This window comes from Nocardioides humilatus (assembly GCF_008373755.1).
Lineage (GTDB): Bacteria > Actinomycetota > Actinomycetes > Propionibacteriales > Nocardioidaceae > Nocardioides > Nocardioides humilatus.
In genome coordinates this window covers 638689-664124 of record NZ_VUJV01000001.1, presented here as the reverse complement: position 1 = coordinate 664124, position 25436 = coordinate 638689, and the positions used below count along the sequence as shown (strand labels likewise).

The 25436-nt window shown below is 70.5% G+C and carries 20 protein-coding genes; 12 read left to right on the top strand and 8 right to left on the bottom strand.

All coding sequences use genetic code 11. The features are described 5' to 3' along the window. Nucleotides 1-39: 39 nt before the first annotated feature. Complete coding sequence (locus F0U44_RS03020; RefSeq protein WP_149726757.1) at nucleotides 40-831, bottom strand: hypothetical protein; 792 nt, start codon at nucleotides 829-831, stop codon at nucleotides 40-42. A 46-nt stretch (nucleotides 832-877) separates the two neighbouring features. Next, complete coding sequence (locus F0U44_RS22885) at nucleotides 878-1054, bottom strand: hypothetical protein (RefSeq protein ID WP_188113294.1); 177 nt, start codon at nucleotides 1052-1054, stop codon at nucleotides 878-880. 105 nt (nucleotides 1055-1159) lie between these two features. On the opposite strand from F0U44_RS22885, the gene F0U44_RS22880 reads away from it, so the two are divergent. Both F0U44_RS22880 and F0U44_RS03010 read left to right on the top strand, forming a co-directional pair. Beyond that, nucleotides 1160-1756: a TetR/AcrR family transcriptional regulator gene (locus F0U44_RS22880; protein ID WP_188113293.1), complete on the top strand. Its 597-nt coding sequence runs from the start codon at nucleotides 1160-1162 to the stop codon at nucleotides 1754-1756. Continuing rightward, the gene (locus tag F0U44_RS03010; protein ID WP_149726756.1) at nucleotides 1753-3174 is read left to right on the top strand and encodes a cytochrome P450; all 1422 of its coding nucleotides are present in this window, start codon (nucleotides 1753-1755) and stop codon (nucleotides 3172-3174) included. The genes F0U44_RS22880 and F0U44_RS03010 overlap by 4 nt, the downstream gene beginning before the upstream one ends. A 10-nt stretch (nucleotides 3175-3184) precedes the next feature. Here F0U44_RS03010 and F0U44_RS03005 read toward each other — a convergent pair whose 3' ends face one another. Beyond that, complete coding sequence (locus F0U44_RS03005; RefSeq protein WP_149726755.1) at nucleotides 3185-4354, bottom strand: class I SAM-dependent methyltransferase; 1170 nt, start codon at nucleotides 4352-4354, stop codon at nucleotides 3185-3187. Between the two features lie 219 nt (nucleotides 4355-4573). Here F0U44_RS03005 and groES point away from each other — a divergent pair, with 219 nt between their 5' ends. The 4 genes from groES (at nucleotide 4574) to F0U44_RS02985 (ending at nucleotide 8354) form a co-directional block, all read left to right on the top strand. Beyond that, nucleotides 4574-4870, top strand: coding sequence for a co-chaperone GroES (groES, locus tag F0U44_RS03000; RefSeq protein ID WP_149726754.1), 297 nt, complete (start codon nucleotides 4574-4576; stop codon nucleotides 4868-4870). Between the two features lie 87 nt (nucleotides 4871-4957). Beyond that, complete coding sequence (groL, locus tag F0U44_RS02995; RefSeq protein WP_149726753.1) at nucleotides 4958-6580, top strand: chaperonin GroEL; 1623 nt, start codon at nucleotides 4958-4960, stop codon at nucleotides 6578-6580. Between the two features lie 91 nt (nucleotides 6581-6671). Continuing rightward, nucleotides 6672-7454, top strand: a complete 783-nt coding sequence (locus F0U44_RS02990) for a DUF1684 domain-containing protein (RefSeq protein ID WP_223163555.1) — start codon at nucleotides 6672-6674, stop codon at nucleotides 7452-7454. A 27-nt stretch (nucleotides 7455-7481) separates the two neighbouring features. Further along, entirely contained in the window at nucleotides 7482-8354 is an 873-nt protein-coding gene (locus F0U44_RS02985; protein ID WP_149726752.1) for a GNAT family N-acetyltransferase, read from the top strand. 3 nt (nucleotides 8355-8357) lie between these two features. Here F0U44_RS02985 and zwf read toward each other — a convergent pair whose 3' ends face one another. Then, entirely contained in the window at nucleotides 8358-9827 is a 1470-nt protein-coding gene (zwf, locus tag F0U44_RS02980) for a glucose-6-phosphate dehydrogenase (RefSeq protein WP_246160256.1), read from the bottom strand. A 55-nt stretch (nucleotides 9828-9882) separates the two neighbouring features. Between zwf and guaB the strand changes: the two genes are divergently transcribed. Further along, complete coding sequence (gene guaB / locus F0U44_RS02975; protein WP_149726750.1) at nucleotides 9883-11394, top strand: IMP dehydrogenase; 1512 nt, start codon at nucleotides 9883-9885, stop codon at nucleotides 11392-11394. A 19-nt stretch (nucleotides 11395-11413) separates the two neighbouring features. On the opposite strand, the gene F0U44_RS02970 is transcribed toward guaB, so the two are convergent. Together F0U44_RS02970 and F0U44_RS02965 are read right to left on the bottom strand one after the other, a co-directional pair. Further along, entirely contained in the window at nucleotides 11414-13441 is a 2028-nt protein-coding gene (locus F0U44_RS02970) for an AAA family ATPase (RefSeq protein ID WP_149726749.1), read from the bottom strand. Between the two features lie 9 nt (nucleotides 13442-13450). Next, a complete protein-coding gene (locus F0U44_RS02965) occupies nucleotides 13451-14089 on the bottom strand; it encodes a TetR/AcrR family transcriptional regulator (RefSeq protein ID WP_149726748.1) in 639 nt (212 codons plus the stop codon). Between the two features lie 134 nt (nucleotides 14090-14223). Here F0U44_RS02965 and F0U44_RS02960 point away from each other — a divergent pair, with 134 nt between their 5' ends. From F0U44_RS02960 to F0U44_RS02940, 5 genes are all read left to right on the top strand, one after another. Then, entirely contained in the window at nucleotides 14224-15981 is a 1758-nt protein-coding gene (locus F0U44_RS02960) for a hydroxysqualene dehydroxylase (RefSeq protein WP_149726747.1), read from the top strand. 144 nt (nucleotides 15982-16125) lie between these two features. Further along, nucleotides 16126-19182 (top strand): hypothetical protein, encoded by a 3057-nt coding sequence (locus F0U44_RS02955; protein ID WP_149726746.1) that lies wholly within the window; start codon nucleotides 16126-16128, stop codon nucleotides 19180-19182. 35 nt (nucleotides 19183-19217) lie between these two features. After that, entirely contained in the window at nucleotides 19218-21056 is a 1839-nt protein-coding gene (locus tag F0U44_RS02950) for a calcium-binding protein (RefSeq protein WP_149726745.1), read from the top strand. 16 nt (nucleotides 21057-21072) lie between these two features. After that, nucleotides 21073-22179, top strand: a complete 1107-nt coding sequence (locus F0U44_RS02945) for a GuaB3 family IMP dehydrogenase-related protein (protein ID WP_149726744.1) — start codon at nucleotides 21073-21075, stop codon at nucleotides 22177-22179. Nucleotides 22180-22186: 7 nt separating this feature from the next. Next, nucleotides 22187-23695, top strand: a complete 1509-nt coding sequence (locus tag F0U44_RS02940) for an MFS transporter (RefSeq protein ID WP_149726743.1) — start codon at nucleotides 22187-22189, stop codon at nucleotides 23693-23695. A 12-nt stretch (nucleotides 23696-23707) separates the two neighbouring features. Here the strand turns inward: F0U44_RS02940 and F0U44_RS02935 are convergent, their stop codons facing one another. Both F0U44_RS02935 and F0U44_RS02930 read right to left on the bottom strand, forming a co-directional pair. Next, the gene (locus F0U44_RS02935) at nucleotides 23708-24808 is read right to left on the bottom strand and encodes a DUF1214 domain-containing protein (protein WP_149726742.1); all 1101 of its coding nucleotides are present in this window, start codon (nucleotides 24806-24808) and stop codon (nucleotides 23708-23710) included. After that, complete coding sequence (locus F0U44_RS02930) at nucleotides 24805-25407, bottom strand: TetR/AcrR family transcriptional regulator (protein WP_188113292.1); 603 nt, start codon at nucleotides 25405-25407, stop codon at nucleotides 24805-24807. Before F0U44_RS02930 ends, F0U44_RS02935 begins: the two co-directional genes overlap by 4 nt. Between the last annotated feature and the right edge of the window lie 29 nt (nucleotides 25408-25436).

Below are 25436 nucleotides of genomic sequence, written 5' to 3'. Positions count from 1 at the left end.
ATTGGTTGCAATTGCTGCGGCGGGTCTTTTCGGCGTGCGTCAGCGGGTGGTCTCGAAGACCACGTGCCAGGTGCCTTCGAGCGGCGTCAGGTCGACCGCGAGGCTCCAGGCTCCGCTCCGCGTGTCGAGTCGTACGACGGCCGCGCGACCACCGCGGGGGAGCACCCCGAGCAGCAGGTGGTGCCGGCCCTCCCAGGCCGCGGACGCCGTACGGCCGCGCAGCCAAGAGGTGATCCCGAACCGGGCGAGGACCTCGTCGACGTCGGGCCGGCGATCGCGCTGGCGCACGCGCGGCAGGGCGTGGGGGTCGGTGGGCAGCACCCTCGTGCGGATCTCGCCCGTGCGGACGTCAGCCACGTGCAGCACGGTCGGACCGAGCTCGGGGGCGGCCTCGGGAGGAGTGAAGGTGATCCAGCGCAGGGTGCGACCGTCGAGGCTCAGCGCCGGGGCGCCGGAGATGGTGTGGAGGTCGCTCGCGCGGCGGCCGCGGGCATCGAGGAGGCACACGCCGGCGGTGCCCTCGAAGACCCGGTCGTCGACGGCGACGTAGCCGTCGCCGAGCCGGGCGATGGCCTGGATGCCGTGGTCGCTCGGCAGCCGGACGACGCGTCCGTCGGGTGAGTGGTAGCGGTGACCGATCACGTAGCCGAGCGCCGGAGGTGGTCCGACCGGGAGCTGGTCCAGCCAGCCGGTGAGTCCGAGGCGGGGCGTGGCCTCGGTGGCCGTCGGCGTGGAGACCGCAGCGGGCGGCGCCGACGTCCCGTCGCCGCATCCGCCCAGCAGCAGGGCGGCGGCGCACGCCGTGGCGACGAGCAGTGCGCGAGGGTTCACGCCCCTATGACGCGGCGAACGGCCGAGAGGTTGCCCAGCCGCGCAGTCACCCGCGCAGCGTCATCACCATCGCGAAGACGATGAGGAACGTGCCGAGCGAGAGCAGGACGACGGTCTCGCGGTTGCGGGAAGAGCGGTGCGCGCCACCGCTGAGGTCGGGGCGCACCGGCGTCGCGAGCGGCTCGGTCGCGCGGTGCTTCTTCGTGGTCGTGGTGCTGGTCATCTTCTTCTCCTCCGAGAACGGGAGCTGTCACGTGTCCGGACGGCCGACCGGAGGCGAATCTGACGCCATTTACGAAGAAAGAAATTAGTACTAACGTACAGAAACATGACGGACGGACGGGTCACCCGCGGTCGGCGCACCCGCGAGGCGATCGTCGAGGCGACGATCGCGCTGCTGCGCGAGGACGGCGCCGCGGCTGTCACCCACCGCGCCGTCGCCGCCCGTGCCGGCACCTCCCTGGCTGCGACGACCTACCACTTCGCGACGCTGGATGACCTGCTCGTCGTGGCCTTCGAGCTGCTCACCGACCGGATGGTCGAGGAGGTGGAGCGGCTGGCCGAGCTCGTGCTGTCGGGCCGGATGGACCTGGTGGAGGCCGCGATCACCTTCGTCGAGGAGGTCGACGCCGACGAGGACTTCGTCGCCGACGGGATGATCGAGCTGGCCTACGGCGCCATCCGCAACGAGCGGCTCCGCAAGCCGACGCAGCGGTTGGTCGACCACATGGGCGAGCCGTTCGCCGAGCTCATCGGGGGCGAGAGCGCCCGGGTCCTCATCCGTGCCCTCAACGGGATGCTGCTCCACCACCGTGCCGCCGGACCGGATGCCAGCACCGGCGAGCTGCGCTCCGACGTCGCCGTGCTCTTCGAGCACTTCGGACTCACCACCGCTGTCCGTCACCGACTCGAGGAGGAGTCATGACCACCCCATCGATCCGCAGCTTCCCGGGCGACCGGCTGTTCGAGGCCGCCAGCGCGCGCCTGGGCACCAAGGTCGCCGTACTCGCCGAACCGCCGGCGGGCAGCGGGCTCAAGCCGGTCTACGGCGAACCCGGCCTGCCCGGGGTCGGGAAGACCGTGGAGATGCTGCGCCACGGTTTCATCGCGGCCCGGCGCTACAGCGACCGGCACGGCCCCGTCTTCTGGACCAACGCGTTCGGGCGGAAGATCGTGTGGACGACCAGCCCGGAGGCGGCCAAGGAGGTCCTCACCACCAAGAGCAAGTCGATCTCCCAGGCGGGCTGGCGCTACTTCATCGAGGCGTTCTTCGAGCGCGGCCTGATGCTGCTCGACGGCCAGGAGCACCTGCTGCACCGGCGGATCATGCAGGAGGCGTTCACCCGGCCACGGCTCGAGGGCTACACCGAGCAGTTCACCAAGGTGATCGACAACGAGATGAGCACCTGGCCGGTCAACGAGCAGATGTTGCTCAACCCGGCGGTCAAGGATCTCTCGTTGGCCGTGGCGACCGTGGTCTTCATGGGCGCCGACCCGCACCAGTCCGACCACCTGACCCGGGCGTTCGTCGACGCGGTCCGCGGCGGCACCGGGATCGTCCGGGTCCGGGTGCCGGGTGCGTCGTGGCTGCGGTGGAACAAGGGCCTGGCGGGCCGCAAGGTCCTCGAGGAGTACTTCCGCGCCGAGATCGGGGCGAAGCGAGCCTCAGGTGGCGACGACCTCTTCGCCGCCCTGTGCCACGCGCGCACCGAGGACGGTGAGGAGTTCACCGACGACGACGTCGTGAACCACATGATCTTCCTGATGATGGCCGCCCACGACACGACCACCATCACCTCGACCACCATCGCCTACTACCTGGCGAAGTACCCCGAGCTCCAGGAGGCGGCGCGCGCCGAGTCCGAGGCGTTGCGCGGCGAGCCGATCACGCTGGAGCTGCTCGACAAGCTCGAGATCGTCGACCGGGTCTTCATGGAGGGCATGCGGCTGGTCGCGCCGGTGCCTGTCCTGGGGCGCGAGGCGACCGAGGACATGGACATCTGCGGCCAGTTCGTGCCGAAGGGCACCCTGATCGCCGTGGTCAGCGACCCGACCCACCGCAACGAGTCGATCTGGACCCACCCCGACGACTTCGACATCGATCGGTTCGTGGCGCCGCGCAGCGAGCAGAAGGGGCACCGCTTCGCGCACATCCCCTTCGGCGGCGGCGCCCACAAGTGCATCGGCATGGTCTTCGGGTCCGCCGAGGTCAAGGCGATCATCCACCGGATGCTGCTCAACTACCGGATCGAGATCCCCGCCGACTACGAGCTGCAGTGGGACTACACCAGCCTGGTGGTGCCGGTCGACGGGTTCCCGGTCACGTTGCGGCCGCTCGCCTGAGCGCCTGCAGTCAGAAGGGTGCGACGAGCAGGGCCGTGCCGTGCCCGTCCACGCGGGTCAGCACGATCGTGCCCTCCTCGTCGCCGGACAGGGCGAGCCGCTTGCGCAGCGCCTCGGGGGAGACGTCGACCCCGCGCTTCTTGATCGTGAGGCGACCGATCCCGCGCTCGCGCAGGGCGGCCTTGAGCTGCTTCTCCCGGTAGGGGAGGTGCTCGAGCACGCGGTAGCCGCGGGCGAACGGCGTGCGGAAGGAGGCGTCGGAGGTGACGTAGGCGATCTTCGGGTCGACCAGTCGCCCGCCGACGCCGGCGGCGACCGCGGTCACCAGCCCGGCCCGGATCACCGCGCCGTCGGGCTCGTAGAGGAAGTCGCCCACGGCGCCGACCCCGACGGCCTCGATCCCGGGGTCGTCCTCGTCGGTGATCGAGGCCAGTCCGCCGGCGCCGATGACGGTGGCGCGGCGGTCGGCGGTCGCCGTACGACCTGACCAGAGGGCGGCCTCCTTAACCTCGCCGCCGTCGCTGACCCACTCGGCCTCGACGCCTGCGGGGACCAGGTCGTGGGGGATGCCGGGCGCGACCTTGACGCAGGCGTCGCGGCGCAACAGGCCCTCGACCCACGACCACGGCGGGGTCCAGTCGTCGACCTTGAAGGTGCGGCCGGCGCCGCTGCGACGGGCGGGGTCGGCGAAGGCGAGGTCGAAGCCGGAGTGGTCGACGGTCGTCGCGTCGGCGACCTGGGTGGCGCCGGGCAGGCCGAGGGCGGCGAGGTTGGCCTCCGCGATGGCGACCCGCACCGGGTCGAGGTCGACGCCCGCGCAGACCAGACCGGCACGCGCCGCGGCGATGAGGTCGCCGCCGATGCTGCAGCCGAGGTCGATGAGGGTCGAGGCGCCGAACGCCTGGTAGCGGCCGGCCCGGTGGGTCGAGACGGACAGACGGGTGGCCTGCTCGAGCGCGTCGGGGGTGAAGTAGAGCCGCGCGGCGAGGTCGCCGAACTTCGCCTCCGCGCGCCGCCGCAGCTCGACCTGGGTCACGGCGGCAGCGACGGCAGGAGCGGGCGCCGTACGACGCAGCTCGGTCTGCGCCTGCAGCTCGGGGACGTCGATCAGCTCGGTCGCGCGCCCAAGGAGCGCCTGCCCCTCGTCGGTCAGCAACCAACGGAACGTCTCGAGGTCCACGCACTGATCCTGTCAGGTCGCCAACCCGTGGCCCGCTCTGGCACTCGTTGGGAGAGAGTGCTAGTTTCGACGTTGGCACTCTCACCTCGAGTGTGCCAGCGCTTGCCGACGAGAGTGCGACCCCCGCGACGGCGTACTCCCCAGGCAAGCACCAAACGTGGGTGGGCGCGAGCCCGCCGGAACTGAACATCCATTAGACGCAGAAAGAGGTCGGTCGACGTGTCGATCAACATCAAGCCGCTCGAGGACCGCATCGTCGTCAAGCCGCTCGAGGCCGAGCAGACCACGGCTTCGGGCCTGGTCATCCCGGACACCGCGAAGGAGAAGCCCCAGGAGGGCGAGGTCCTCGCGATCGGCCCCGGCCGTGTCGACGACAACGGCAACCGCATCCCGCTCGACGTGGCGGTGGGCGACAAGGTCATCTACAGCAAGTACGGCGGCACCGAGGTCAAGTACTCCGGCCAGGAGTTCCTGATCCTCTCCGCGCGCGACGTCCTCGCGGTCGTCGGTTCCTGATTTCTTCGCCCGGACGTCATACGCGCCGTGCCCTCCGGGGCGCGCGTCGTATGACGTCCGGGCGAAATCGTTCCTAGAGGAGAAGCAATGCCGAAGATCCTGGAGTTCGACGAGAACGCCCGCCGCTCACTTGAGCGTGGCGTCGACGCGCTCGCCAACGCCGTCAAGGTGACGCTCGGCCCCAAGGGCCGCTACGTCGTGCTCGACAAGAAGTGGGGCGCTCCCACGATCACCAACGACGGTGTGACCGTCGCGCGTGAGATCGAGCTCGACGACCCGTTCGAGAACCTTGGTGCCCAGCTCACCAAGGAGGTCGCGACCAAGACCAACGACGTCGCCGGCGACGGTACGACGACCGCGACCGTCCTGGCCCAGGCCATGGTGCACGAGGGCCTGCGCGCGGTTGCTGCGGGTGCCAACCCGATGGGCATCAAGCGCGGCATGGACGCTGCGGCCGCCGCCGTGTCCGACGCGCTGCTCGCCTCCGCCCGTGAGGTGGAGTCGAAGGAGGACATGGCCAACGTGGCCACGATCTCCAGCCGCGACAGCCACATCGGCGACCTGCTCGCCGAGGCTTTCGACAAGGTGGGCAAGGACGGTGTCATCACCGTCGAGGAGTCCAACACCATGGGCACCGAGCTCGAGTTCACCGAGGGCATGCAGTTCGACAAGGGCTACATCTCGGCCTACTTCGTGACCGACCCGGAGCGTATGGAGGCCGTCATCGACGACCCCTACATCCTTCTGCACCAGGGCAAGATCTCGGCGATCGCCGACCTGTTGCCCCTGCTCGAGAAGGTCATCCAGGCCGGCAAGCCGCTCTTCATCCTCGCTGAGGACGTCGACGGCGAGGCGCTCTCGACGCTGGTCGTCAACAAGATCCGCGGCACGTTCAACGCCGTCGCGGTGAAGGCCCCCGCCTTCGGTGACCGCCGCAAGGCGATGATGCAGGACATCGCGATCCTGACCGGTGGTCAGGTCGTCGCTCCTGAGGTCGGCCTCAAGCTCGACCAGATCGGGCTCGAGACGCTCGGCCAGGCGCGCCGCATCGTCATCACCAAGGACAGCACGACGATCGTCGACGGCGCCGGTGACCCCGCGCAGGTCGAGGGTCGGGTCAACCAGATCCGCAAGGAGATCGAGGCGGCCGACAGCGACTGGGACGAGGAGAAGCTCCAGGAGCGTCTCGCCAAGCTCGCGGGCGGCGTCTGCGTGATCAAGGTCGGCGCGGCCACCGAGGTGGAGCTCAAGGAGAAGAAGCACCGCATCGAGGACGCCGTCTCGGCGACCCGGGCGGCCATCGAGGAGGGCATCGTCCCCGGCGGTGGCTCGGCGCTGATCCACGCGGTCTCGGTCCTCGACAAGGACCTCGGCCTGACCGGCGACGAGGCGGTCGGCGTGCGCATCGTGCGCAAGTCCGCCGACGAGCCGCTGCGCTGGATCGCCGAGAACGGCGGTGACAACGGCTACGTCGTCACCACCAAGGTCCGCGAGCTCGGCGTCGGCAACGGCTTCAACGCCGCGACCGGTGAATACGGCGACCTGGTCGCCCAGGGCGTCCTCGACCCGGTCAAGGTGACCCGCTCCGCGCTGGTCAACGCGACCTCGATCGCCGCGATGCTGCTGACGACCGAGACGCTGATCGTCGACAAGCCCGAGGTCGAGGAGCCCGACGCGGGCCACGGCCACGGGCACGGTCACGGTCACTGATCGACTGCTTTTCCGCCGACCCGGCTCCGAGTTGGAGCCGGGTCGGCGCATTTTTCTTGCACATTTGCGCCGGGTCGGCAGGATCGTCACCGTGGATGACGACGCGAGCTTTCTCGGGGACTGGCAGGCATGGCACGACGCTCGTGAGGAGCGGCTGGTGTCGCCGTACGGCTTCTTGTCGATCAGTGGGCTGCACTGGCTCGACGACAACCCGCAGCGGTACGCCGGGGTGCCGGGGGCGTGGTCCTTCGGGCCTGACGGCGTGGTCGTCGATCTCGGCCCCGACGAGGTGTTGTCGATCGATGACCGTGAGCTGCACGGTCGCGAGGTGATCGGGCCGGTGGACGAGGTCGGGGTGCTCGGGATCTCCGGTGACCTGCACCTGGAGGTGGCCGCCCGCGGAGGTGCGGTGCTGCTGCGGCCACGCGACCCGTCGCACCCGCTGCGCGCCGCGCACCGCGAGACCCCCACCTACCCGCCGTCGGAGACGTGGCAGGTGGCGGCGACCTTCCACCCCTACGACGTCGTCGCGCCCACCGACATCGAGATCCAGAACCTCGCGATCGGTGCGGTCGAGGACGCGGTGGGCGAGGTCGCCTTCGAGATCGACGGCCAGCCGCAACGGCTGGTGGCGCTCGACGACCACGGCGGTCTCTGGCTCCTCTTCGCCGACGCGACGTCGGGGCGGACGACGTACGGCGCCGGCCGACAGCTCTACGCGCCGGCTCCGGGGCCGGACGGGGCGGTCGTGCTCGACTTCAACCGAGCCACCAACCTGCCGTGCGCCTACACCACCTTCACCACGTGCCCGATCCCGCCGCCGCAGAACCGGATGGCGGTCGCCGTACCGGCGGGTGAAATGGTGCCGCTCTAGCCGCGACCTGCACGCCTCGGATGGGGCATGCTGAGCACCATGCTGTGGAGGGTGCGCGCGGACCTGCCCAATCGCCCGGGCAAGCTGGCTGGGCTGGCGCAGCAGTGCGGTGAAGCGGGAGTCAACATCGGAGCGATCCAGGTGTTCAGCAGCCAGGACTCGGGCATCGCCACCGTCGAGGTCGTCTTCGAGACGCCGGCCGATTGGGGCGAGGCCGAAGTGGTCGACCTGGTGCGTCGCTCTGGCGGTGAGTCGGCGGTCGCCCAGGCTGTCAACCGGCATGCACTCGACGACCAGCCGACGCGCTACGTGAAGGCGGCCCAGCAGATCCTCGACCACCCCGCGTCCTTCCCTGACGTGGTGGCCCACCTCTTCGACGCCGACGTCGAGCCGAGCCACGGCTCGGAGGACGTGCTCGAGATGACCGTCGGCACCGCGGTGATCCAGATCCGTCGCGACGCCCCGTTCACCCCGGCCGAGCGCACCCGCGGCGCGGCTCTCGCCGACCTGGTGAGCGACGTCCTCAGCCGCGCACCGGTGGCTCCGGCGACGGCGGACGACACCGAACCGACCTACGTCACCTCGGAGACGGAGGTGTCCGTCCTCGTGGGCGGCCGGGTGGTCGGCCGGGCCTGGCACGAGTCGGCGGCCGAGGGCGACCCGTGGCCGGTCGACATGTGGGTCGACCCGTCCTGGCAGCGCCGTGGGCTCGGCACCAAGCTGCTCGCCGGCGTGGCCCGGATGGCGCGGTCCAAGGGCGCCGAGGAGATCGTGCTGACTGCTCCGGCAGACAGCCAGTCAGTACTGCCGATGGTGCTGTCGGCCGGCCTGCGCGGCCGGATCCGGATGGCCGGCGACCTGCTCACCGTGCGGATCGCGGTCAGCGACCTGCGGGTCTGAACCTCACGAGGTGAGCGAGCGGTCAGGCGGGTGGTTGCCCAGCCGCCAACCACCGATCGGTAGTTCGATCGCGTCCTGCGGTCCCCAGGATCCCTGCGCGTAGGTCTGGATCGACGGCCTCCGGTCGAGCACGGGCTGGCAGATCTCCCAGAGCCGCTCGACCTCGCCGGAGCTGATGAAGAGCGTGCGGTCGCCCTTCATCACGTCGAGGATCAACCGCTCGTAGGCCTCGAGCGGATCGGAGTCGGGGGCGTCGCACACCAGGTCGAGGCGGAACACGCCCTCGACGATGTCCATGTCAGGACCGGGGCGCTTGGCGCGCACGTCGATCGCGATCCGAGGCTGGTCGGCGAGCTCGATGACCAGCTCGTTGGGCTCGGGCCGGCCGCCGTGGGCGGGCTTGAGCCAGCGGTGGCGCGGGTCGTTGAAGCGGATCGTGATGGTGCGACGCCCGTCGGCCATGGCCTTCCCGGTGCGCAGGTAGAACGGCACGTCGCGCCACCGGTCGTTGTCGATCCACATCTCGATGGCGACGAGCGTCTCGACGTCGGAGTCCGTCGCGACGTCACGTTCGTCGCGGTAGCCGTCGTACTGACCGAAGACGACGCGCTCGGGGTCGAGCGGTCTCACCGCCGCGAAGACGGCCGCCTTGGCCGCGCGGATCGCCGACTCGCGGAAGGCGTGCGGGTCCTCGAGAGCGACGAAGCCGAGGAGCTGGCACAGGTGGGTCGTGACCATGTCACGCAGGCAGCCGGTGCCTTCGTAGAAGCTGCCGCGCCCCTCGACGGTCAGCTTCTCCGGCACATCGATCTGCACCGACTCGATGGTGTGCCGGTTCCAGGCCGGCTCGAAGAGGCCATTGGCGAACCGCAGGGCGAGGATGTTCTGCACCGCCTCCTTGCCGAGGAAGTGGTCGATCCGGAAGATCTGGTCCTCCTCGAAGGCGTTGCGCAGCACGACGTCGAGCGCCCGGGCCGTGGCCAGGTCGGTGCCGAACGGCTTCTCCGCGACGAGGCGGGACCGGTCGACGAGGTCCTCCTTGGCCAGCATCTCGACCATGCCCTGGACGGCGCCGGGTGGGACGGAGAGGTAGAGGAGCCGTCGTACGTCGGACAGTAGGCATCCCGCTTCCGCCAGGAGCCGGTCCTCGGCCGTGCGCACGGCGTCGGCGAGCGCAGTGCCGTCGTCGGCCGACGAGGTGACGAAGGTGATGCGCTCGATCAGCGGTCCCGCGACGGCGTCGTCGACCTCGCCGACGAACTCCGCCAGCGCCGACCGGACGTGGGTGCGGAACTCCTCTTCGGTCCCCGGCGAGCGCCGGCCGCTGCCGATCACCGCCAGGTGCGGGGGAAGCCGGCCGTCCATCGCCAGCCGGTAGAGGCCGGGGAAGAGCTTGCGGGCCGCGAGGTCGCCGGTCGCGCCGAAGAGGACCAGGACGTGCGGGGGCAGGCCCGAGGTCGCGGGGAGGGTCACCGCCCCAGTCTGTCCCGGTTCGCCGCGCAGACAAGGCGACACGTAGGATTCCGTCATGGAGGCGACCGAAGTTCCCGCAAAGTTCGCACCTCTGGGGCTCACCTACGACGACGTACTGCTGCTGCCGGGCCATTCGGACCTGGCGCCGGACGAGATCGACACGACCACGCGGCTCACGCGTGAGATCAGCATCAAGGCGCCGCTCATCAGTGCCGCGATGGACACCGTCACCGAGTCGCGGATGGCGATCGCGATGGCCCGCCAGGGTGGCATCGGCATCCTCCACCGCAACCTGTCCGCCGAGGAGCAGGCCTACCAGGTCGACCTGGTCAAGCGCACGCAGACCGGCATCATCTCCAACCCGGTCACGATCGGCCCCGACGCGACGCTCGAGGAGCTCGACCGGATCTGCGGCGAATACCGCGTTTCCGGCCTCCCGGTCGTCGACACCGACAACCGGCTGCTCGGCATCTGCACCAACCGCGACCTGCGCTTCACCCCCGTCGCCGAGTGGGCCACCACCAAGGTCGACGAGGTCATGACGCCGATGCCGCTCGTGACGGGCCACGTCGGGATCAGCCGCGAGGAGGCCACCACGCTGCTGCGCAGGCACAAGCGCGAGCGGCTCCCGCTGGTCGACTCCGACGGGCGGCTCGGCGGCCTCATCACCGTCAAGGACTTCGTGAAGTCCGAGCAGTTCCCCGACGCGTCGAAGGACGGCCAGGGTCGACTCATGGTCGGCGCCGCCATCGGCTACTTCGGTGACGCGTGGGAGCGCGCCACCGGCCTGATCGATGCCGGCGTCGATGTGCTCGTGGCCGACACCGCCCACGGCCACGTCACGCTCCTCCTCGACATGGTCCGTCGCCTCAAGACCGACCCGGCGACCAAGCACGTGCAGGTCATCGGCGGCAACGTCGCGACTCGCGAGGGTGCCCAGGCGTTCGTCGACGCCGGCGCCGACGCGGTCAAGGTCGGCTTCGGTCCGGGCTCGATCTGCACCACCCGGGTCGTCACCGGCTGCGGTGTCCCGCAGGTCACCGCGGTCTACGAGGCGTCGCTCGCGGCGCGTCCCGCCGGCGTACCTGTCATCGCTGACGGCGGCCTGCAGCAGTCCGGCGACATCGCCAAGGCGATCGTCGCGGGCGCGGAGTCGGTGATGATCGGCTCGATGCTGGCCGGTTGCGAGGAGTCGCCGGGCGAGGTGATCTTCGTGCAGGGCAAGCAGTTCAAGGCCTACCGCGGCATGGGGTCGCTCGGGGCGATGTCCTCGCGCGGCAAGAAGTCCTACTCGAAGGACCGCTACTTCCAGGCCGAGGTCATCAGCGACGACAAGATCGTCCCCGAGGGCGTCGAGGGCCAGGTCGCCTACCGCGGTCCGCTCAGCGCGGTCGCCCACCAGCTGCTCGGCGGGCTCAACCAGTCGATGTTCTACGTCGGCGCGCGGACCATCCCCGAGCTCCAGGACAAGGGCCGGTTCATCCGGATCACCTCGGCCTCGCTCAAGGAGAGCCACCCCCACGACGTCCAGATGACCGTCGAGGCGCCCAACTACCACGGCTCCTGACCGGACGCGCAGAGGTCGCTCAGAGGTAGAGGCCGGTCCCCGTCGGCGTCGACGGCGGGGGAGCGGACGGCAGGTCCCCGACGAGCAGGGTCCGCACGTCCTCAGACGTGGGCCGCGCCCCGTCGGCGGTGATGCGCAGCGCCTGCCGGGTCACGGCGTCCTCGAAGACGTTGCGTGCCCAGCGACCGTTGCCGAAACCGGCCGGTCGGGGCGACGGCACGAGGGCGGCGAACGACTCGAGGAGTCCGGGGCCGGCGGTGAACCCCGCGGTGGCGAGGAGGAGCGAGAAGATCCGCGTCAGCTCGTCGGTGTCGTAGTCGGGGAACGAGATGACCGTCGGGAAGCGGGACCGGAGGCCGGGGTTGGAGTCGAGGAAGCTCGCCATCTCGGCCGGATAGCCCGCGGCGACGACGATCAGGTCGTCGCGCCGGTCCTCCATCAGCTTGAGCAGGGTCGCGACCGCCTCGTGGCCGAAGTCGCGCGCGCTGTCGCGGGGGACCAGCGCATACGCCTCGTCGATGAAGAGCACGCCTCCGGTCGCACGGTCGACCACCTCGGTGACCCGAGGTGCGGTCTGGCCGATGTATTCAGCAATCAGATCCGCGCGTCCGACCTCGACGAGGTGGCCCTCGCTCAGGAGGCCGAGGTCGTGGTAGATCCGCGCGACGATCCGGGCCACGGTCGTCTTCGCCGTGCCGGGGTTGCCGACGAACACCAGGTGGTGTGACCGGTCCGCGGCCGGCATGCCCGCCTCGCGACGCAACGCCTCGGCCCGGCGCTCAGCGACCAGGCCGCGCACCTGCTGCTTGGCGGCCTCGAGACCGATCAGCCGGTCGAGGTCGGCCATCGGGTCACCCTCGTCCGGTTGTACGACGACGCCCGGCCCGGCCACGCCCCCACTCGTGCCGCCGGCCTCTGCCAGCGCGGCCCCACCAGCGGTCGGTGGCGGTAGGGACCCGAGCCGGTCCGCGTGCGTGTTGCGGATAGGTTCCATCGGGTCGAAGAGCTCCTCGACGTCGGAGACGAAGCCGAGGAGGTCCGGACAGCTGGAGCTCTTGGTGGAGTCCGACAACCAGGCGCAGAGGTAGGAGACCTGCCAGCTGGTCGCCACCCACAGCCGGGCCGCGTCCTGCTCGCCGCTGCGCAGACCGCGCCGAAGCCAGGCCCGGTGGCGTCGGCGCCAGTCGGCGGCGTCGTGGGAGCTGCTCGTGAGCTGATGGATCGTCTGGGTGACCGACCGCGCACGTTCCTCGGTGGTGGCGACGGCGAAGGCCTCGGGCAGGGACGCGCCGTTGGTCGCCGCCATCGCAGCGATCGCGTCGTCGGCGGTGCCGAGGTCGGCGCCGAGCGCCGCGGAGAGCCGGGCGTGGGCGGCATCGAATCCCGCCAGCGCCCAGGCGAGCAGGCCACGCCAGCCCTCGGCCTCGGGCCATTGGCTGAGGTCCTCGGCGTCGAGGAGGTCGCGCCAAGCAGCGACCGCAGTGGGGTAGCGCAGGTGCGCCTCGACCAAGGCAGGATCGGCGAGGACGCGGTCGATCACCGCGGCGAGGGTGACCGGTCGCTGACCGAAGACGGGGACGTCGGCGAACAGCAGGGCCAGGTCGCGGGTGAAGCGCAGCGCGTCGCTCACGGCCGTGGTGTCCTGCGTGGCCATCGCCCGCTTGACCACGTTGAGGAACCAGAGGTCGGTGCCGTTGGTGAAGGCGCTGAACCGGCCGGTCGGGGTGGCGTAGCTGTCGGGCAGCCAGGGCTTGAGAAGGGTGTCGCCGAGGAAGGGATAGCTGCCCGCCCAGACCGGCAGTGCGCTGGGCAGATAGCTGAGCATCGCCCAGGTCAAGAAGGTCCCGGTCGGGGCGTCGGATCGCCAGTCGGCGCCCTGGTCGCCGGTGTCCCACGCCGGCCGGTAGCCCTCGACGAGCTCGCGGATCCGCTGCTGGGTCTCCTCGAGCCAGCCGTCGGGCAACGGCCACGGGTCGGCCATCCCGATGACGTCGAGGTGCGGCCGGCCCGAGACGAGCGGCGCAAGATGGTGGGGCAGCTGCGCCATGGCGGCAGCCTAGGCCTCGCCGGCGCGGGGGAGGCCGTTCCAGAGCAACCGGGTCGCGGCCTCGACGGCGTCGTCGAGCGGGACGTCGGGGTTGATGGCCCACCACTGGGCGACCCCGTCGACCGCACCGCTGACGAGCGCGACGATGACGGGGAAGCTGACGGAGGCGAGGTCGACACCGGCGCGGGTCAGGTCGGCCGACAGCAACATCCCGATCGCGTCGGAGCGCGCGGAGAGGTAGCCCTGGACGACCTCGTCGAGCTCGCTGTCGCCCGACGGGATCGGGGCGAGGAGCAGCCGCCGGGTTGCCGGGTGGTCCTGGGTGAAGGCGAGGTAGGCCGCCACGGTGGCCCGCACCCGGGAGCGGGGATCGCCCTCGCTGGTGATGCCACCGGCGATCTCCCTCAGCATCAGCTCCTGCTGGCTCGCCATCACGCTGAGGAAAAGCGCACGTTTGTCGGGGAAGTGGTCATACATGACCGTGCGGGCGACACCCGCGGCGGCCGCGACCTCCCCGAGCGACGTGGCGTCGTAGCCGCGGTGGGCGAAGGCGACCAGCGCTGCCGCTTCGATGCGCGCTCGCCGTTCGCTGCCCCGCAGCCGACGGCGCGGGGTGCGCTCGTCGAGGGCGTCGGGGTGCGCGGGCATCGGCCTACCGAAGCGATCGCCGGACCGGTTGTCAACCGGCCACGCAGTTCCTTGATCGCCTGTTGACGCTGGCGTGACCTTCGGCCAGACTCCGCGTTAACCGACAGGAGTGTCGGTTAGGAGAGGTGGAGCTCATGGCATCGGTGTCGCGGCGGAGCGTGCTGCAGGGAGCGGGGGTCGCAGCTGCAGCGACCACGATGGCGACGGGGCCGACCTCGCCCGCGTTGGCCGTCACCAAGAAGCGGGTGGCGATCCTCGGTGCGGGCATGGCCGGGCTGTCGGCTGCCCACGAGCTCGCGCAGCGCGGCTTCGAGGTCACCGTCTACGAGCGCAACTCGATCGGCGGCAAGGCCCGCAGCATCCCGGTGAAGGGCACGGCTGCGGGTGGGCGGCGTGACCTCCCGGGCGAGCACGGCTTCCGCTTCTTCCCGGGCTTCTACACCCACATCCCCGAGACGATGTCGCGGATCCCGTTCGGCACCAACAAGAACGGTGTCGCCGACAACCTGGTCGGCGCTGGGATCCCGCTGTTCCCGCGCTCCGGCGGCCGCAACGACCAGAACCTCTTCGGCCTCATCCCTGACCCCCGCGACCTCGCGACTCCCGATGCGTTGAAGCGGCTCATCGTCGACGAGCTCGTCGGCGGTTCGATGATCAAGCCCACCGACGCCGCCTACTTCGCCACCCGCCTCATCGTCTTCCTCTCCAGCTGCGACGAGCGCCGCTTCGGTCAGTGGGAGAGCACCTCGTGGTGGGACTTCGTCCGCGCCGCCAAGCGCAACAGCGAATATCAGACGGTCGCCGCGCGCGGCCTGACCCGCGCACTCGTGGCTGCCAAGGAGGAGATCGCCAGCACCCGCACGATCGGCAACATGGCCGAGGCGTTCCTCTACTCCTTCGCCGGACTCGGGACCAACGGCCGGTCGGCCGACGAGATCCTCAACGGTCCCACCAACGAGGTGTGGATCGACCCGTGGGTCGACCACCTCGAGGGGCTGGGTGTCCGGTTCCAGACCGCGACGACGATCACCGGGCTCACCATCTCCCGCGGCAAGATCGTCGCCGCCCGCGCGACGACCCCGGCCGGCCCGACGACGATCGACGCCGACTGGTTCGTCTCCGCGATGCCCGTCGAACGGTTCACCAAGCTGCTCACGCCGGCGCTGGTGAGGGCCGACCCGAGCTTCGCCGGTCTGCGCAACCTGGTCACCGACTGGATGAACGGCATCCAGTTCTACCTGAAGCGTCCCGCCCAGATCACCGACGGCCACCTCGCCTTCATGGACTCACCGTGGTCGCTGACCGGCATCCTCCAGGGGAGCCACTGGACCAACAACTTCGCCGAGACCTATGGCGATGGTGCGGCCGTCGACTGCCTCTCAGTCGACATCTCCGACTGGACGGTGCCGGGCATCCTCTACGGCAAGCCGGCCAAGGAGTGCACGCGGGCCGAGGTGATGGCCGAGACGTGGGCCCAGATGAAGGCGGCGCTGGAGGACACGGGCAAGTCGGTGCTGCCCGACGACATCCTGCACTCGTGGCACCTCGATCCCGGCATCAAGTGGGACCCCGTCCGCCGGGCCAACACCAACGACGAGCCGCTGCTCATCAACACGGTCAACTCGTGGGAGCTGCGGCCAACGGCTCGCACGAAGATCCCGAACCTGTTCCTCGCCGGCGACTACTGCCGCACCAACATCGACCTCGCGACGATGGAGGGCGCCAACGAGTCCGGTCGCCAGGCCGCTAACGCGATCCTGGCCGAGTCGGGTGTCGGCGGCACGCCTGCGCCGATCTTCACGATGTATCGCCCGCCGGAGTGGGAGGCCCTGAAGGCCGCCGACAAGCTCCTCTACAAGGCGGGTCTGAAAAACGTCTTCGACATCGGGTGAGGCTGCCGATCTGAAGTTCGCCGAAGAATCGGTGGATTCGTCTGCGCCCGAGGGGTCCTGGCACTAACGTGTCGGCGCCACAGGCGCTGCGGGAGCCTGTCCCGTCGCGCCGACCTCTCTCGGGTCAACTGAAGAAGGTTCGCGATGACGTCTCGTGCTCGCCGCTTGTCTGCCGGGGGCGCAGCCCTCGCGGCCGCGCTCACCCTGGGGCTCCAGCAGGCCCCATCAGGGAGCGCTGCGCCGGCTCACGTCACGGTCAAGGACAAGCCGGGGCACACCCTGGTCGACCCGAGCCGGCCGCTGGTCATCTCGGAGTTCCGGGTGCGCGGTCCCAACGGTGCCAACGACGAGTTCATCGAGATCACCAACATCGCCAGCACGGACCACACGGTCGCGGGCGGCGGCACCGGATACGCGCTAGCCGCGTCCAACGGGGTCGCGCGCTGCGTGGTCCCCAACGGCGTAGTGATCCCCGCCTGGGGCTCCTACCTGTGCGTCAACTCGGTCGGCTACTCGCTGGCGAGCTATCCGGCGGGCAACGGCACCACCGCGACCGGCGACGCGACATACACGACCGACATCCCCGACAACGCCGGCATCGCGCTCTTCAACACCAGCGTCGCCGCCAATTTCACTCTCGCCAACCGGCTCGACGCGGTCGGCAGCACCTCGGAGGCCAACGTCCTCTACAAGGAGGGCACCGGCTATCCCGCTCTGGTGCCGTTCTCGATCGACTACAGCTTCTACCGCAACCTCTCGACCCCGTCGATCACCAGCAACACGCCCTCGAGCAACACCCCGGGGATCCCCCAGGACACCGAGAACAATGCGGTCGACTTCGTGTTCGTCGACACCAACGGCACCTCGGCCGGTGCCGGGCAGCGGCTGGGCGCGCCGGGCCCGGCCAACCTGTCGTCGCCGACGCCCAACGGCAAGCTCGACGTCGGTCTGCTCGACCCCTGCGTGTCCGCGACGTCGCCGCCCAACGCGGTGCGCGACTTCACCTCCGACCCGGCGAACAACTCCACCTTCGGCACCACCGACATCCGGCGCACGATCACCAACAACACCGGCGGCAACGTGACCCGGCTGCGGCTGCGGGTCGACGACATCCGGACCTTCCCGGCTCCGTCGGGCACCTCCGACCTGCGCCCGCGCACCTCGACCGCTGTCGTGGTGACCGTCGACCGGGCGCCGTGCGGCTCGGGTACGAGCAACGTGACGGTCAACGGCACCACCCTCGAGCAGCCACCGGGCCAGCCCAACGGCGGAGGCTTCAACTCCAGCCTCTCGGCCGGCACGATCACGCTCGCGACCCCGCTCGCCAACGGTGCGTCGGTCGACGTACGCCTCCTGCTGGGCATCCAGCAGACCGGCATCGCGTCGATCCGGGTCACTGCTGAGGCCCTCACCGGCGGTGATCGCAGTGAGCCCGGCACCGGCAATTGTCTGCCGGCGCCCTCCGACGGGGTCATGGACTGCGGGCTCACCAACAGCACCGACATCGCGGTCCCGGGAGTGGGCACGTCGGGTGCGGCCAACCCCTACCCGAGCACGATCGACGCCGAGTTCCCGGACGGCTACGTCGTGACGGACCTCAACGTCAGGCTCGACGGAGTGACCCACACCTTCCCGGGCGACATCGACGCGATGCTGGTGGCGCCTGACGGCACCACCAACTCGCTGATCCTCTCCGACACCGGGAGTACCACCGACATCAGCAACGTCGCGCTGAGCTTCGACGACGAGGCTCCGGCGACCGTGCCCACTCCCATCGTCGGGGGGACCTACAAGCCGACCGAGACCGCCGCTAGCCCCGACACGTTCCCGGCCGGACCGCCTGCTCCGTCGGGGACGGTCGCGCTCTCCAACTTCGACGGCATCAGTCCCGACGGTGACTGGAAGCTCTACGTCAACGACGATGCCGGCGGTGACGCGGGCTCCATCTCGAGCTGGTCGATGGATATCACCGCGGCACCGTTGTGCGACGGCAAGCTGCCGACGATCGTGGGCACGGAGGCGTCGGACACGCTGACCGGGACGTCGGGCGACGACGTCATCGCCGGCCTGGGCGGCAACGACGTCATCAGTGGCGACGACGGCAACGACACGATCTGTGGCGGCGAGGGGAGCGACGAGATCCGCGCCCAGCTCGGCGCCGACAAGGCGTTCGGCCAGAACGGCGACGACGCCTTCATCGCGCCTGCCGTGGCCGACGCCGCCGACCTGATGGTCGGCGGAGCAGGCATCGACCTGGCGTCGTACGCCGCTCGGTCGGCGCCGGTCTCGCTCACCCTGAACGGTGCCGCCGACGACGGCGCCACGGGCGAACACGACCGGATCCAGACGGTGGAGAACCTGACGGGCGGCGAGGACGACGATTTCGTCTCCGGTAACAGCCTCGCCAACGAGCTGCTCGGCAAGGGTGGCGCCGACAAGCTCCGCGACTTCCCTGGCGTGGACCAGGTCTTCGGCGGTGCCGGCGACGACACCTTCGTCGCACCTTCCAACCCGGACTCGGCCGATGACTACAACGGTGGCGCCGACACCGACAAGGTCCTCTACAACTCGCGCGCGCAGTCGGTGAACATCACCCTCGCCGGCGCAGCCGACGACGGCAGCGCGGGCGAGGCCGACGACCTCATCGGCATCGAGGACGCGACCGGCGGAGGCAAGGCCGACACGATCGTGGGCACGGCCGGTCCCAACACCCTGTTGGGCGGGGGCGCCGGCGACACGATCACCGACGGACCGGGCGCCGACGACGTCAACGGCGGTGGCGGCAACGACACGTTCGTCCAGGCGGTCACAGTCGACAACGGGGACACCTTCAACGGTGGTCCGGGGACCGACACGATCAACTACTCCGCCCGCAACGTCCAGATCGTGCTCACGCTGGGCAGCGGCACCAGTGACGACGGGGCCGTGGGCGAGGGTGACTGGCTGATCGCGATCGAGAACGCCTTCGGCGGCACGACAGGGGACACGCTCAACGGTTCTCCTGCCGACAACGTGCTCCGCGGCGGAGGAGGTTCCGACGTGATCAAGGGCTTCGGCGGCGCCGACCAGCTGTTTGGTGACGACGCGTCCGATGCCCTCAACACGGTCGACGGTGTCGGCGGCAACGACACCGCCAACGGAGGCCTGGGGGCCGATACTGCCAACATCGATCCGGGTGACATCTTGATCAGCATCCCGTAGCCGTCGTCGGCGCGGGCGAGGGGGGAGTTCAGAACATGACGACGAGGGCACGGCGCATCCTGGGAGGGGTTGCGGCCCTGGGCGCGGCGGTCGCGTTCGCTGTCGGGGTCGGTGACCCCGTGGAGGCGATGCCGCACGCGGCCGGGGCGCCGGTGGGGCTCACCAACGGCGACGGGATCGCCGTACCGGCGACGGGTACGGCGGGCCCCGCAGGTCCCTATCCGAGCACCATCGACGCCACCTTCCCTGACGGATATGTCGTGATCGACCTCGACCTCAGCCTCGACGGCGTCGAGCACACGTTCCCCGGTGACATCGACGCCATGCTCGTGGCGCCCAACGGCTTCACCAACACGGTGATCCTGTCCGACACCGGCGGTGGCGACGGCATCACCGACGTCGACCTGCGCTTCGACGACGAAGCGGCGACGACGGTGCCCTCGCCGATCGTCGCGGGCACCTACCAGCCGACAGAGGCCGCCGGCAGCGCCGACTCCTTCCCGTTCGGCCCGCCGCTTCCCTCAGGGACGGTGGCCCTCTCCAACTTCGACGGCGTCGATCCCAACGGGACCTGGAAGCTCTACGTCGCTGACGACAACGGCGCCGACGCCGGTTCGATCGCGGGCTGGTCGTTGGACTTCACCGTGGCGCCGATCTGCGACGGCAAGCTGCCGACGATCATCGGCACCGAGGAGGCGGACACGCTCGTCGGCACACCGGGCGACGACGTCATCGCTGGCCTCGGCGGCAACGACACCATCACCGGCGACGACGGCAACGACACCATCTGCGCGGGCGAGGGCGACGACGAGATCAGCGGCCAGGTGGGCACCGACAAGGTCTACGGGCAGGGTGGTGACGACACGCTCGTCGCGGCCGCCACTGCCGACGGCGCGGACGTCCTGGCCGGCGGTGTCGGCACCGACCTGGCGACCTACGCGTTGCGGTCGACGGGGGTGTCGCTCACGCTCAACGGCGCAGCGGACGACGGAACGCCCGGTGAGCACGACCGGCTCCAGACCGTGGAGAACCTCACCGGTAGCGAAGGCAACGACTTCCTCTCCGGCAGCAGCCTCGACAACGTGCTGCTGGGCATGGGTGGCAACGACAAGCTGCGTGACTTCCCCGGTGCCGACCACGTCTTCGGCGGCGACGGCGACGACACGTTCGTCGCACCGTCCAACGCGGATTCCGGCGACGAGTACGACGGTGGTCCCGACGTGGACCGGATCCTCTACAGCTCGCGCGGGCAGCCGGTGACGATCACGCTGGCGGGCGGGGCCGACGACGGCACCGGCGGCGAGGGCGACAGCATCAGCGGCATCGAGGACGCGGTCGGTGGAGGAGGCGCCGACACGATCGTCGGCACGACCGGCGACGACATCTTGTTCGGCAACGGCGGCATCGACCTGATCACCGACGGCCCCGGCGCCGACGACGTCAACGGCGGTGGCGGCAACGACGTGTTCATGCCGCCCACCACCCCCGACAGCGGGGACGTCTACAACGGTGGACCCGGCATCGACACGATCGACTACGCGTCGCGCGCCTCGTCGCTGGTCCTCACCCTCAACTACGGCGCGAGCAACGACGGCGCGGCCGGCGAGGGCGACTGGCTGATCGCGATGGAGAACGCCTTCGGGGGCTTCGGCGACGACACGATCACGGGATCGGTGTCGGACAACTACCTCCGCGGCTGGGGCGGCTCCGACGTCATCACGGGCGGCGGCGGTTCTGACCTGCTCCTCGGCGACGGGGCGGCCGACACGCTCGACACCGTCGACGGCATCGGCGGCAACGACACCGCCAACGGCGGCAACGGTGCGGACACCGCGACGATCGATCCCGGCGATACGCAGGTCAACATCCCGTAACCCCTAGAATCGGCCGGTGACCGACATCGAGATCGGGCGGGCCAAGCGGGCCCGCCGCGCGTACTCCTTCGACGACATCGCGATCGTGCCGTCCCGGCGCACGCGCGACCCCGAGGAGGTCAGCGTCGACTGGCAGATCGACGCCTACCGCTTCTCGCTGCCGATCCTCGCCGCGCCGATGGACTCGGTGATGTCGCCGGCGACCGCGATCGCGTTCGGTCAGTACGGCGGCCTGGGCGTCCTCAACCTCGAGGGCATCTGGACCCGCTACGCCGACCCCGAGCCGTTGCTGGAGGAGGTCGCCGGCCTGCAGGGCGACGCCGCCACGCGTCGGCTCCAGGAGATCTACGCCGAGCCGATCAAGCCCGAACTGATCACCGAGCGGCTGCGCGAGGTGCGCGCTGCCGGTGTCACCGTCGCCGGCTCGCTGTCGCCGCAGCGCACCAAGGAGTTCGCGAAGGTCGTCACCGACGCCGGCGTCGACCTCTTCGTCATCCGCGGCACGACGGTCTCCGCCGAGCACGTCTCGAGCCAGGCGGAGCCGCTCAACCTCAAGGAGTTCATCTACGAGCTCGACGTGCCGGTCATCGTCGGCGGCTGCGCGACCCACCAGGCCGCGCTGCACCTGATGCGCACCGGCGCCGCCGGTGTCCTCGTCGGCTTCGGCGGCGGAGCCGCCCACACGACGCGCACCGTCCTGGGCGTTGCCGTACCGATGGCCTCCGCGGTGGCCGACGTCGCCGCCGCGCGCCGCGACTACCTCGACGAGTCGGGTGGCCGTTACGTCCACGTCATCGCCGACGGCTCCATCGGGCGCTCGGGCGACATCGCCAAGGCCGTTGCCTGCGGCGCCGACGCCGTGATGGTCGGCTCGCCCTTCGCGCGCGCCACCGACGCGCCGGGCCACGGGTTCCACTGGGGCGCCGAGGCGCACCACCACGAGCTGCCGCGCGGTCAACGGGTGCAGTTCGAGCAGATCGGCACGATCGAGGAGATCCTCTTCGGGCCCAGCCGGGTCGCCGACGGCACCATGAACATGGTCGGGGCCCTCAAGCGGGCCATGGCCACGACCGGCTACACGGAGCTCAAGGAGTTCCAGCGGATCGAGATCGTCGCCGAGTGACGCTCGCATGAGTTCCGCGCCCGCCGACGACGGGCTGCTCCGGATGGGCAGCCCGCGAGGCCGGTGGGTGCTGCTCACAACGGTGCTGGGCTCCGGCCTGGCGATGCTCGATGCGACGGTCGTCAACGTCGCGCTGGGACGCATCGGGGACGACCTCGACGCGGGCTTCTCCGCACTGCAGTGGACGATCAACGCCTACACGCTGACGCTCGCTGCGCTGATCCTGCTCGGTGGCTCGCTGGGCGACCGCTTCGGTCGGCGCCGCATCTTCCTCGTCGGCGTCGTGTGGTTCGCCGTCGCGTCGTTGCTGTGCGGCATCGCGCCCTCGGCCGGCGCCCTCATCGCGGCCCGCGCCCTCCAAGGCGTCGGCGGGGCCCTGCTCACCCCCGGGAGCCTCGCGATCATCGCCGCCTCCTTCCATCCCGACGATCGCGGCGCGGCGGTCGGCGCCTGGTCCGGGCTCGGTGGGATCGCCGCCGCGATCGGTCCGCTGGTGGGCGGCTGGCTGGTCGAGTGGCACTGGCGGCTCGTCTTCCTCGTCAACGTCCCGGTCGCGATCGCGATCGTGCTGGTCGCCCTCCGGCACGTGCCGGAGAGCCGGGACACGTCCGCGGCCGACCGCATCGACCTGGTCGGCACGGCGCTCGCGGCGAGCGGCCTCGCGGCGCTCACCTTCGCGCTCACCAAGGCCGGCGACATCGGCTTCCACGGTTCGGTGCCCTGGGCAGCGGCCGCGGGTGCCGCGTGCCTGATCGGCTTCGTCGTCGTGGAGGCGCGGTCGTCCCACCCGCTCGTGCCCTTGGGGCTCTTCCGCAACGCGCAGTTCAGCGCAGCCAACGCGGTGACCTTCCTGGTCTACGCCGCGCTCGGCGTGATCTTCGTGCTCCTCGTGCTGCAGCTGCAGGTGGTCGCCGGATGGTCACCGCTGGTGGCGGGGTCGGCGATGCTGCCGGTGACCGTGCTGATGCTGCTCTTCTCGTCGCGCGCGGGCGCGCTCGCGCAGCGCATCGGCCCGCGGCTCCCGATGACCCTCGGTCCGTTGCTGGCGGCGGCCGGGGTGCTCTGGATGGGGCAGGTCGGTGAGGAGGCGTCGTACGTCGTCGACGTGCTCCCGCCCGTCGTCCTCTTCGGCGCCGGGCTCTCGCTCCTGGTCGCCCCGCTCACGGCTACGGTGCTCGACTCGGCTGACGACCACCACGCCGGGATCGCCTCAGGCATCAACAACGCGGTCGCCCGCACCGCCGGCCTGATCGCGGTCGCGGTCATCCCGGTCGCCGCTGGGATCGGCGGGGACGACTACACCCGGCCAGCCGCCTTCGACGACGGCTTCGCGACCTCGATGGTGATCAGCGCTGCGCTGCTGCTCGCGGGTGCGGCCCTCGCCTTCGCCTTCGTACGACGGCCCGCCCCCGCCGAGCCGACGGACGCTGTCGACGGCGCCCGTCTCCACATCGAGGAGTGCCGCCACTGCGGCGTGGCCGGACCCCAGCTGCACCCCGCCGACCACGCCCACTGACCCTCGGTCGGCTCAGGACACCTCGGCCGGCGCGTCGGCGATCTTGACGAGCTGCACGTCCGGCTTGGCCGGCACCTGGTCGGGGAGGAACCAGCGGAAGGCCAGGTTGCCGCGGGGGTAGTCGACGGTGGTGACCGCGTTGGGGTGGTCGAGCTGGCGCCGGGCCACGACGATCGTCACGGTGCCGTCGGCGTTGGGCACGGCCTGGGTGCCGTTGACCGAGCAGCGGGCGTCGTCGGCGTTGTGGGTGGCCATGAACTGGTTCCAGACCACGAAGTTCCAGAACCGACAGGCCGGCGGTCGGTAGGTGATCACGAGGGCCTCGTCGTCCTCGAGCACGAAGCTGCCGAAGGAGTAGGCAGCGTCGCGCGCCGACCACCCGAAGTTGGCGTCGGCCACCTGATAGGGATCGCCGAAGTCGTTGGCGCGCTGGGTGATCTCGTGGCCGATCGTGTGGGCGTCGTCGGAGCGGACGCCCACCGTGAGCGGGATGATCGCGAACATCGTGCGCAGCCACGCGGCGCTGGCGCGCAGCCCGGCCGCCGTCTCGGCGGTGCCGTGGGCGATCGGGTCGGGCTCCTCGAGCGCCTCGATCTGCCACTCGATCCGACGACCCGTCAGGGGGTCGGACTGGTAGTCGCGGGTGAGGAGCACCGCAGCCTCGGGGAGCGGGCCGAGGTCGAAGGTGAACCCGCCGTCCGCGTCGTAGGTGACGTCGGTGTCGCGCACGATCGCGACGACCTTGTCCGACCAGGCGCCCGGGGACGGCTCGTTGTAGGCGGTGACGGAGAAGTAGACGCTGTCGCCGCGGTTGCCGGTGATCCGGTAGCGCCGGGTCGGGTCGATCGGGCAGAGCGCGTAGTAGCAGTCGGTGTTGTCGCCGCCCCAGCGCCGGTCGCGGCGGAAAGGCGTGTTGGTGTCGACGAACCGCGGCCGGCTCGGCTCGGCGAAGAGGTAGGTGTCGAGAGCGACGCCCAGGGTGGTGAGGATCTGGCGGTAGCCGTCGGCGAGGGTCCGGTCGTCGGTCACGGCGCGATCGCCCTCGAGGAAGCCCCGGTCGAGGTCGCGCAGGGTGTCGAGGAGCTCGCGGAATGCTTCAGTTGCCTCGGTCACGGGCGGATCCCTTCCAGGAGGATGTCGGTGATGCGGGCGGCCCACGCGTCGTCGAGGGTCTCGGGGCCGAGCAGGACGCCGATCAGCGCGGCGCCGATCATCAGGCGGAGTAGGTCCTCCGAGCGCGCCTCGGCCTTGACCTCGCCGGCGGTCGCGGCGTCGCGCAGCCGGTCGTCGATCGCCTCGAAGACGCTGGCGAACCGGGAGAGCAGCGCGTTGTGCAGGACCGGGTGGGTGGAGAACTCGGCCAGCAGTCCGGGCAGGGCCGCCGCGGCGACGGGCGTCGTGAAGGCGTCGCGGGTGCCCACCACGATGCCCAGGAGGTCGGCGCGCAGGTCGGCGCCGAGGTGCCAGTCCTTGAGGAGGTCGTCGGGGAAGGCGGCCTCGTAGACGAGGTGGGGCAGCGAGGGCCAGCGGCGGTAGAGGGCCGCTTTCGTCGTACCTGCTCGTCCGGCGACGGCCGCGACCGTGAGGCGGGCGTAGCCGACCTCGACCAGCAGCTCGCGCGCGGCGGCGAGGGCCGCCTGCTCGATGCGCGGGTCGCGCGGACGGCCGGCGCCGCGCTGGACGTCCCCGACATCAGAGTTCGGTGGTGCCATTTTTGCCCCTTCCGCGAATACGGAACCAA

Excerpts from the sequence above, each read along its gene's own strand:
- F0U44_RS02930 (WP_188113292.1), bottom strand. The coding sequence starts at position 25,407 with ATGGCACCACCGAACTCTGATGTCGGGGACGTCCAGCGCGGCGCCGGC.
- F0U44_RS03010 (WP_149726756.1), top strand. The coding sequence starts at position 1,753 with ATGACCACCCCATCGATCCGCAGCTTCCCGGGCGACCGGCTGTTCGAG.
- F0U44_RS02955 (WP_149726746.1), top strand. The coding sequence starts at position 16,126 with ATGACGTCTCGTGCTCGCCGCTTGTCTGCCGGGGGCGCAGCCCTCGCG.
- F0U44_RS02950 (WP_149726745.1), top strand. The coding sequence starts at position 19,218 with ATGACGACGAGGGCACGGCGCATCCTGGGAGGGGTTGCGGCCCTGGGC.
- F0U44_RS22885 (WP_188113294.1), bottom strand. The coding sequence starts at position 1,054 with ATGACCAGCACCACGACCACGAAGAAGCACCGCGCGACCGAGCCGCTC.
- F0U44_RS22880 (WP_188113293.1), top strand. The coding sequence starts at position 1,160 with ATGACGGACGGACGGGTCACCCGCGGTCGGCGCACCCGCGAGGCGATC.
- groL (WP_149726753.1), top strand. The coding sequence starts at position 4,958 with ATGCCGAAGATCCTGGAGTTCGACGAGAACGCCCGCCGCTCACTTGAG.
- F0U44_RS02985 (WP_149726752.1), top strand. The coding sequence starts at position 7,482 with ATGCTGAGCACCATGCTGTGGAGGGTGCGCGCGGACCTGCCCAATCGC.
- F0U44_RS02940 (WP_149726743.1), top strand. The coding sequence starts at position 22,187 with ATGAGTTCCGCGCCCGCCGACGACGGGCTGCTCCGGATGGGCAGCCCG.
- F0U44_RS02965 (WP_149726748.1), bottom strand. The coding sequence starts at position 14,089 with ATGCCCGCGCACCCCGACGCCCTCGACGAGCGCACCCCGCGCCGTCGG.
- F0U44_RS02960 (WP_149726747.1), top strand. The coding sequence starts at position 14,224 with ATGGCATCGGTGTCGCGGCGGAGCGTGCTGCAGGGAGCGGGGGTCGCA.
- guaB (WP_149726750.1), top strand. The coding sequence starts at position 9,883 with ATGGAGGCGACCGAAGTTCCCGCAAAGTTCGCACCTCTGGGGCTCACC.
- F0U44_RS02970 (WP_149726749.1), bottom strand. The coding sequence starts at position 13,441 with ATGGCGCAGCTGCCCCACCATCTTGCGCCGCTCGTCTCGGGCCGGCCG.